Below are 2408 nucleotides of genomic sequence, written 5' to 3'. Positions count from 1 at the left end.
ATTTTACACCTAGCCTTGTACAGACTTGAGCTACAGCTCCACTTTCCATATCCACACAAAGCGCTTCAAAATCCTTTCCAAGTTGAATTTTTACATCTTTTTGACTCACAAACTGATCTCCAGTCAAAATTCTTCCAAGTAATATCTGATGCTCAAAATTAGTTATAGTTCCAGTTTTTTCAATAAGTTCCTTATCTGACTCAAATGCCCATTCCTTCATTTGAGGGATTTGTCCCATTCTATATCCAAATGCTGTAGCATCAACATCGTGTTGAACAACATCTCGTCCAATAACAACATCTCCAACTTTCAGTCTTTCATCCAGCGAACCTGCAACTCCTGAAAAAATAACCTCACTTACACCAAATTTCTCAATTAGTAAAGTAGTAGTAATCGCAGCATTTACCTTCCCAATTCCAGATTGTACAAAAACAGCATCTTTATCATTAAATTTTCCAGTAAAAAACGATATTCCGTTTATAATGTTTTCTTTAATATCCTTAATTTCTTTTTTTATAGCCTCAGCCTCTTCAATTACTGCCCCAATAATTCCTATCATTATTCCCTCCAATTTTATTTTTCTTCAACATTATGAATATTGTCATTATCTTCATCATTGCCTTCAATAACCATATTCATATTTCCTTCATAAATATACGTGTCTTTCAATTTACAAGTTTTTGTTTCATTTGTATTAAGAATCGCTTGAAATTCCCACTTTTCATTTTTTACAAGCGAACTAATATTATCAACGGCATCTCCAATTTTTGCTCCATTTTTATCAAAACATGGAATTTCAATGGTCAAATTTTTTTTAGTAACTCCATTATGTGTTAAAATTCCTGTAACAATGGTCTTTCCACCAGATATTTCAACTTCTGCATTTGAAAATTTATATTTTGTATTTTTAGCTTTAATTTCTCCATCACTTCCGCCAATAATACCTCCAATTAATTTCCCAGTTGTTCCAATAACTGCTCCAGTAACTCCACCAGCAGCCTTTATAGTTCCTCCTACTACACTTCCAACTCCACCAATAATTCCACAAGATGAAGTTCCCAACATTATTCCAAACAATAAAATTCTTTTTTTCACTTTTTCTTTCCTTTTTATAAAATTCAATATTTGACTTCTTTTAAAATCAAACTAATAAAAATCAATTAAAACCAGAATATGAGTAAAACAACTATAACTTTTAAGTTTAATTTTAAAATAATCCTGCTATATTATATAACATACAATTACAAAATGACATTAGTATAACATTAGAATAACATATTCCGACTAAAAAAACAAGGCAAATCATCCAATTTTACCTAAAAAGTAAACTAGAATTCTTGCCTTCATCTACTTAAATTACAGTTCTTAAAATTTCAAAATTTCCGATAGTTTTTGTATTAATTCCAACAGGGATTAAAACTGTTTCTCCTTTTTTTATTGAAAGCTCTTCATTTTCTCCCCATGTAATTTTCCCTTCTCCTTCCAGTATCGAATAAATTGTCATACTTTCATTGTTCACATCTTCAAAGAAATCAGCGAATTTTACTTTATCAATTGAATAATATTCTTTTTTTATAATGTGTTTTTTTAAAATATCTTTCCCATTTTCAGAATCATCAAAATCGGTATTTTTAATTTCCACTTCTTTTCCAAAATCAATTACATCAGCAGAATCCTGTAAGTGCAGTTCTCTTTTTTTTCCATTTTCATCAATTCTGTCAAAATCATAGATTCTATAAGTTACATCTGAGTTTTGCTGAACTTCTGCGAAAAGTACACTTCCTTTTAATGAGGCATGGACTGTTCCTGGTGTAATATCAATAAAATCACCTTTTTTAACAGTTTTTTCTTCAAATAGTCCATCAAAATCATTTTTTTCTACTTTTTCCAAGAATTTTTCTTTTGTGATACCAGGCTTTATTCCCATAATTAAAGTTGCATCATCACTTGCCTCCATTATATACCAAGATTCACTTTTCCCAAATTCATTGTGTTTTTTTAGGGCAACTTCATCACTTGGATGCACTTGGATAGAAAGTCTGTCATTTACGTCCAAATATTTTATAAGAAGTGGAAATTTATCTGGATATTTTTCATAAACTTTTTTTCCAGCAAGCTCCCCTTTATATTTCTTATAAATATTATCTAGCCTTTGTCCAGTTAAAGCACCATTTTCGACAATTCCCATTCCATGCGGATGTGCCGACACTTCCCAAGATTCTCCAATTTTTTTGCCTTCAGGCAGTTTCATTCCTAATTTTGTTTCAAATTCACGTCCACCCCACACTTTTTCCACAAAAAATTTTTTAAACTTCATTGGATATAACATAAAAAATCTCTCCTTTATTTATAGAATTAATTTCCAATAACTTATTTATTCTATAATAACATTTTGAATTAAATTTTAC

At 30.1% G+C, this 2408-nt stretch carries 3 protein-coding genes; all 3 read right to left on the bottom strand.

What is annotated here, in order from left to right; translation table 11 throughout:
• Positions 1 to 559: 5'-methylthioadenosine/adenosylhomocysteine nucleosidase (locus tag Q0370_RS10400; protein ID WP_299575437.1), on the bottom strand; the 559-nt coding region annotated here is incomplete at its 3' end.
• Positions 560 to 573: 14 nt separating this feature from the next.
• On the bottom strand, positions 574 to 1095 hold the full coding sequence (locus tag Q0370_RS10395; RefSeq protein WP_036060076.1) for an FxLYD domain-containing protein: 522 nt from the start codon (positions 1093 to 1095) through the stop codon (positions 574 to 576).
• 256 nt (positions 1096 to 1351) lie between these two features.
• On the bottom strand, positions 1352 to 2329 hold the full coding sequence (locus Q0370_RS10390; RefSeq protein WP_299575431.1) for a type I phosphomannose isomerase catalytic subunit: 978 nt from the start codon (positions 2327 to 2329) through the stop codon (positions 1352 to 1354).
• Between the last annotated feature and the right edge of the window lie 79 nt (positions 2330 to 2408).

This window comes from uncultured Leptotrichia sp. (assembly GCF_938036635.1).
Lineage (GTDB): Bacteria > Fusobacteriota > Fusobacteriia > Fusobacteriales > Leptotrichiaceae > Leptotrichia > Leptotrichia hongkongensis.
The sequence above is the reverse complement of the archived record's forward strand: the minus strand, read 5'-3'. Positions and strand labels throughout refer to the sequence as shown.

Coding starts and splice junctions, on each gene's coding strand:
- Q0370_RS10390 (WP_299575431.1), bottom strand. CDS start 2,329: ATGTTATATCCAATGAAGTTTAAAAAATTTTTTGTGGAAAAAGTGTGG.